This window comes from Streptomyces daghestanicus (genome assembly GCF_020521275.1).
In the GTDB taxonomy this organism is placed as follows: domain Bacteria; phylum Actinomycetota; class Actinomycetes; order Streptomycetales; family Streptomycetaceae; genus Streptomyces; species Streptomyces griseoviridis.
Genome location: NZ_BNDX01000018.1, coordinates 152,008 through 158,975, shown reverse-complemented (window position 1 = coordinate 158,975; position 6,968 = coordinate 152,008). Strand labels below are relative to the sequence as shown.

Sequence of the window (6,968 nt, the reverse complement as noted above, 5' to 3'; positions counted from 1 at the left end):
CCATGTCCTTCGTTCAGCAGGAGACGTCACCGGCCGTGGACGACCCCACCGCGGTCGCGGTCGTGGGGGCGTCGTGCCGCTTCGGTCCGCTGTCCTCGCCCGCCGCCTACTGGGACCTGTTGGTCCGGGGGGAGACGGCGGTGCGGAGCCACGGGCGCGAGGAACTGCTCGCCCTCGGCCATGAACCCGAGCACCTGGAGCGCCCCGGGTTCGTCCCCGCGGGCTGCGCCCTGTCCGACGCGGACCGCTTCGACGCGGAGCTGTTCGGTTTCAACCCGCGGCAGGCCGAATGGCTCGATCCGCAGCAGCGGCTCCTCCTCGAACTGGCGTGGTCCGCCCTGGAGGACGCCGGGCTGGCTCCCGGCGACACCCCGGGCACCACCGGGGTGTTCACCTCCTCCGCCCGGCCGACGCTGCCGCCGGTGGGCATCACGGACCTCGACGCGGCGGGCATGGCCCGCTTCTCCTCGGCCGACCGTGACTTCACCGCGACCCGGATCGCCCACCGCCTGGGCCTGACCGGGCCGGCGCTCACCGTGCAGACGGCGTGCTCCAGTTCGCTGGTCGGTGTCCACCTGGCCGTGGAGAGCCTGCTGGGCGAGGAGTGCGACACGGCCCTGGTGGGCGCGGTGTCGCTGCACCTCCCGCAGGCGGGCTACCCGTCCTCCCCCGGCATGATCCTGTCCCCCAGCGGTGTCTGCCGCCCCTTCGACGCACGGGCCGACGGCACGGTCTTCGGCAACGGCGGCGGTGCGGTGGTGCTGCGCCGGCTCGCCGACGCGCTGCGGGACGGCGATCCGGTGCGGGCCGTCGTCCGTGGCACCGCCGTCAACAACGACGGCGCGGACCGCCAGGACTACCAGGCGCCCTCCCCCAGGGGGCAGGCCGCCGCCCTCAGCGAGGCCCTCGCCGTCGGAGCGGTGGCACCCGGCACGGTGGGCCTCGTGGAGGCCCACGGCACGGGCACCCCCCTCGGTGACCCGGTGGAGTTCTCCGCCCTCCGCGAGGCGTACGGCGACGGCCCGGATCCGGCCCCCTGCGCCCTGGGGTCCGCCAAGTCGGTGGTGGGGCACCTGAACACGGCCGCCGGCCTCGCCGGACTCCTCAAGTGCGTCCTCGCCCTCGAACAGGGCATCGTGCCGCCCCAGCACGGCTACGAGACCCCCAACCCCCTGCTCGGCCTGGCCACGAGCCGCTTCTTCGTGCCGCGGACGCCCCAGCCCTGGCCGGTGCCGCGGGGGCCCCGGCGGGCGGCCGTCAGCTCCTTCGGCATCGGCGGCACCAACGCGCACGTCGTCCTCGAACAGGCACCCCCGGTTCCGGCGCGGGACCCGGAACCCGCCGCCGGGCCGGTGCCCCTGGTCCTGTCGGCACGGACCCCGCAGGCGCTGCGGGCGTCCGCGGAGCGGCTCGCCGGGCACCTGGAGAGCCCGGACCACACCGACTCCCTCGACGCGGTGGCCCGCACGCTCCGCGAGGGCCGCAGCCGGCTGCCCTGCCGGCTGGCCGTGGTGGCCCGGGACCCGGCGGATGCGGCACGGGTCCTGCGCGAGCGCGCGGCGGGCGGTGCCGCGGACGAGCCGGCCACCGCCGTGGAGCGCGCGGCGCGGGCCTGGGAGGCCGGCGAGACCGACGACGTACCGGTCACCGGCCCGCGGGCCGGCCGGCCGCGGCGGGCGCGGCTGCCCGGTTACCCCTTCGACCACAGCCGCAGCTGGCCCCTGGGAGCGCCCCGGGACGGCCGGGACGGTCCCGCCGGGCGCCGCGCGGACGGCCCCCGCGGCATGGTGGACCGCAACACCTCCACCCTGCGCGGGATCTCCTTCGAGCGGGATCTCGACCCGGGCGAACCGCTGCTGGCCGACCACGTGGTGGCCGGCCGGCCGGTCCTGCCCGCCGCCGCCTTCATGGAGTTCGTCCGGGCCGTGTCCGCCGCGGCGGCCGGCGCGCCGCCGCGGCGGCTGGAGGACCTCACCTTCCGGCAGCCGGCCGAGGCCGGCGGGCCGCTGGTGCTGCGGGCCGAGGTGAGCGGCGACGAGACCGCGCTGACCGTCACCGTGACCTCCGCGCCGCCGGCCGCCGGCGCCGGCACGCCGGAGAGCCGCGTCCACGTGACCGCCCGCGTGCCGGCACCGACGGACCCGGCGGCGGCACCCGCGCCGCCCCCGGCCGCCGTCCTCGCCGCGCTCCGGGAGAGGTGCCCGTCCTCGCTGGCGCCGGCCGACCTGTACGCGCTGTTCGCCCGGCATTCGGTGCACTACGGCCCGCTGTACCAGGTCGTCACCGACTTCTCCTACGGCGAGCGGGACGTCGTGGCGCGCGTCTCGTCGGAGGCGGCGGGCGGGACGGCCGGGACGGCGCTGCCGCCGGCCCTGCTGGACGGCGCCCTGCAGACCGTGATGGGCTTCCTCGCGCACGGCGGCGGTGCGAGCGAGCGCTACCTGCCGTTCGCCGTGGAACGCCTCGACGTGTACGGGCCGTTGCCGGCCGAGGTGGTCGTGCACGCCAGGCCGCGGCGGCTGGCGGGCGGCGGCGCACGCGTCCGCAAGTTCGACCTCACCCTGTACGACCCGGACGGCGGGACGCGCGCCGAGCTGACGGGGCTCGCGCTGCGGCCCACCGTGCCGGCGGGCGGGGAGCCACCGGCCGGCGGTCCCGCCGTACGGGTGCTGGCCCCGACCGACGTACCGCTGCCGCCCGCGCGGCGGTCCGGCCCCCCGGTGGCGCCGGGGCCACTGGTCGTGCTCGGCGGCGGTCCCTCGCTGCGGGACGCGGTGACCCGGCACCTCGGCCCCGCCACCGGCCTGCCGGAGGGCGACGCCGCGCAGGCCGGCCGCCGGATCGCGGCGGTGGCCGGCGGTGCTTCCTCCCCGGGCCGCCCGGTCGTCGTCTGGCTGGGCGCCTGCGCCGCGGCCGGCGGCGGCCCGGACACCGCCGTGGAACGGCTGCGCGACGCCGTGGCCCTGCTCCGCGAACTGCTGCGGCCCCTGGCCCGTACCGGGGCCGTGATCCGCGTCCCCTACCCGGCCGGTGACCCGGGGCACGGGGCCCTCGGCGCCGGCCTCGCCGCGCTCGGCCGCTCCCTCGCCCGGGAGAACCCGCGCTTCGACCTGTGCGCGGTGGGACTGCCCGACGGGTTCCCGGACGACCGGACGGCCGCCGTCCTCGCCGCCGAGGCCGGCACGCCCGCGCCCGGCACCCGCCATGTGCTCGTCGACGCCGGCGGCGGACGCCGCACCCCGGTCCTCCGGCCCGCCGCCCCGCGCGCCGGCGGCGGCCCCGGACTGCGCGAACGGGGACGGTACTGGATCAACGGGCACGGACGGCTCGCGGCGCTGCTCGCCGAGCACCTGCTCACCTCGTACCGGGCCGAGGTGCTCCTCACCGGCCGCCGGGACCGGACCTCCGGCGACCCCGCGTGGGAGCGGCTGCGCGCGCTCGCCGCCCGTACCGGCGGATCGGTGGAGCACCTGGTCGCGGACACCACCGACGCCGCCGCCCTCGCGGCGGTCGCGGCCCGGCTGACGGCCGAGGGCCGCCCGCCGCACGGTGTGTTCCACTGCGCGGGTGTCCTGCGCGACGGCTTCCTGCTGACCAAGGACCCTGCGGCGGCGGTGGCCGTGGCCGGGCCCAAGGTGCGGGGCACGGCCGCGCTCGACGCCGCGACGGCCGGGTTCGACCTGGACTTCTTCGTGGCGTACTCGTCGGTCTCCGCCGCGCTGGGCAGCGAGGGACAGGCCGACTACGCCTTCGCCAACGCGGCGATGGACCGGATCGCCGTGGACCGGGCCGCCGCCGTACGGGCCGGTACCCGCACCGGCCGCACGCTCTCCGTCGCCTGGCCGTACTGGGCCGACGGAGGCATGGAGATGCCGGGCGACCCGGCCGAGCTGCTCGCCCCGACGGGAGCCGTACCGCTGCCGGCGCGGACCGGCCTCGACGTCCTGGAGACGCTGCTGCGCGCCGACCCGGACGGACCGGTGTGCCCGCTGGTGTTCTACGGCGACCCGGCCGGCCCGCCCGCGTCGCTCCTGCCCGGCCCGGACGCCCACACCGGCGCCGTCACCGGCGCCGATCATGACGGCGTCGACGGCGGAGACGGCACCGCCGCCGGACCGCCGCCGGTCCGGAGCGCCACCGGTGACGGCACCGCCCCGGAGGACCCGCTGCTCGCCGTCGTCCGTGGGGTGCTGGCCGAGGTGACGGGCCATCCGCTGCGGGCGGTGGCGGCGGACACGCTCTTCGACGACCTCGGGATCGACTCCCTGACCGGTATCCGCGCCGTGGAGCGGCTCTCCGAGCGGTTCGGCCGGCTGCCGCGCACGCTGCTCTTCGAATGCCGCAGCGCCGCGGAGATCGTCGCCCACCTGCGCGCCGAAGTCCCGGAGAGCCGGCTGGAGCACGCCGCCGCGCCCGGCCCGGACGAGCAGGCACCGCCCTCGGCCGACGTCCCCGCCGGCCCCCCGGTCCAGATCCTGGTCCCCGTCCCGGTCCCCGCACGGGGTGACGGCACGGAGCACGACCCGGCCGCGGGGGACGACGGAGCCGTCGCCGTCATCGGCATCGCGGGCCGCTTCCCGCAGGCCGACGGCCTGGAGGAGTTCTGGCGCAACCTCCTGGACGGCCGTGACTGCGTCACCGAGATACCGGCGGACCGCTGGCCGCTCGAAGGGTTCTTCCGTCCCGAGCGGGACCGGCCGAACACGTCGTACGCGAAGTGGGGCGGTTTCCTGGACGGCATCGACCGGTTCGACGCCCCCCTGTTCAACATCTCGGCGCGGGAGGCCGGCACCGTCGACCCGCAGGCCCGGCTCTTCCTGGAGAGCTGCTGGGCGGCGATGGAGGACGCCGGGTACACCCCGTCCGCCCTCGCGCCGGACGACGACCCGCGCCGCCCCCGGGACGTCGGCGTGTACGTCGGCGCCATGTACAGCGAGTACCAGGTGCACGAGGGCGAGGAGCGGTTGCGCGGCAATCCGGTGCACGCCAACAGCGCCTTCTGGTGCATCGCCAACCGGGTGTCGTACTTCTTCGGTTTCGAGGGTCCGAGCATCGCCCTGGACACGGCCTGTTCGTCGGGGCTCAGCTCGCTGCACACGGCGTGCCGGGCGCTGCGCGCGGGCGACTGCGCGGTCGCCCTGGCGGGGGCCGTCAACGTGACGGTCCACCCGAACAAGTACCTGATGCTCAGTCAGGGGCGGTTCCTGTCCAGCGACGGCCGGTGCCGCAGCTTCGGTGCCGGCGGCGACGGCTATGTGCCCGGCGAGGGGGTGGCGGCCGTCGTCCTCAAACCGCTCGCGGCGGCCCTGCGGGACGGTGACCAGATCCACGCGGTGATCCGCGGCAGTGCCGTGAACCACGGCGGCCGCACCAACGGCTACACCGTGCCCAATCCGCGCGCCCAGGCCAACCTGGTGGGCCGGGCGCTCGCCGACGCCGGCCTGACCGCGTGGGACCTCGACTACGTGGAGGCGCACGGCACGGGCACCGCGCTCGGTGACCCGCTGGAGATACGCGGCCTGGCCTCGGCGTTCGGCCGGGACGGCCGCGTCGCCGGGGCGGACCCGGGGGGCCGGGACCCGCACTGTCCGATCGGATCGGTGAAGTCGAACATCGGACACCTGGAGTCGGCGGCGGGCATGGCCGCGTTCGCCAAGGTCCTGCTCCAGTTCCGGCACCGGACGCTGGTGCCCTCGCTGCACGCGGACCCGCCCAACCCGGAGATCGACTTCGCGGCGACCCCGTTCACGGTGCAGCGGCGGGTCGCCGCCTGGGAACCGGCGCGGGCGGGCGGCCCGGCGCCGCTGCGGGCGGGGATCAGCTCGTTCGGCGCGGGCGGGAGCAACGCCCATGTCGTCGTCGAGGAGGGTCCGCGGCGCGGTCCCGCGCCGGCCGACGACGGCCGGCCGCTGGTGGCGTTCCTGTCGGCCCGCACCCCGGCCGCCCTCGCCGAACTGGCCGGCCGGCTCCGCCGGTACCTGGTGCGGGCGCGGGCCGAGGGCACCGCGCCGGCCCGCGCCGACGTGACGTACACGCTGGCCGTCGGCCGGGCGCAGCTGGGCACGCGGGCCGCGGTCCGCCACCGCGACGAGGAGGAGCTGCTGGCCGGGCTCGCCCGGATCGAGTCGGGGGGCGGTGCCGCCGGTGCCGGGGAGCAGGACCCGGCGGCCGAGGCGTGGCTGGGCGGTGGCCGGGCCGATCTGGCGGAGCTGTGCGGCGCGGCGGGGCGGGGCCGCCGGGTCACGCTGCCGCACTACCCGTTCGAACGCATCCGCTGCTGGTACGACAACCAGCTCCAGCGGCCGGACGACGCGGCGGGCCCGCGGGAGGGCACGGACGCCGGGGCCTGGGTGCGGGGCGACCTGCGGGACTTCGGACGCGCCCCGCGACCGGCCCCGGACACGCCGCCCGCCTCTCCGACGCCGCCCACCGGGCCACCGGTCCCGACACCCGCGCCGCCCACCGGGCCACCGGTGCCGACGCCCGCGCCGCCCACCGGGCCACCCGTGCCGACGCCCGCCCCACCCGCCGGGCGGCCACCGGTGTCCACGCCCGCCCCGGAACCGGTTCCGGTCTCGGTCTCGCGCGAGGAGCCCGACCCCGGTCCCGGCGTCGACCGGATCAGGCGGACACTCCTGGACATCCTCGGCGAGGTGCTCTACGAGGATCCCGCCGCGATCGGCGCCGACCGCCCCTTCGAGGAGATGGGCCTCGACTCGCTGCTGACGGAGGAACTGGCCGTGGCCCTGCGCGAACGGCTCGGTCTCACCCTTGAGGTGCGGGACCTCTACGAGCACACCACCGCCGACCGGCTCGCCCGGCACCTCGCCGCCTCGGCCCCGCCCGCGCCGGACACCGGGGCGGAGTCGCCCGACGCCGTGCTCGACGCGCTGGCGAGCGGCGGCATCGGCCTGGAGGAAGCCGTCTCGCTGCTGGAGGCGAGCCGATGACCCACGACGACGAGAGGG

1 protein-coding gene is annotated in these 6,968 nt (G+C 77.7%); it reads left to right on the top strand.

All coding sequences use genetic code 11. The features are described 5' to 3' along the window. The first annotated feature begins 2 nt into the window (after positions 1–2). Positions 3–6,950 (top strand): beta-ketoacyl synthase N-terminal-like domain-containing protein, encoded by a 6,948-nt coding sequence (locus Sdagh_RS33270; RefSeq protein WP_190078088.1) that lies wholly within the window; start codon positions 3–5, stop codon positions 6,948–6,950. The last annotated feature ends 18 nt before the right edge of the window (positions 6,951–6,968 follow it).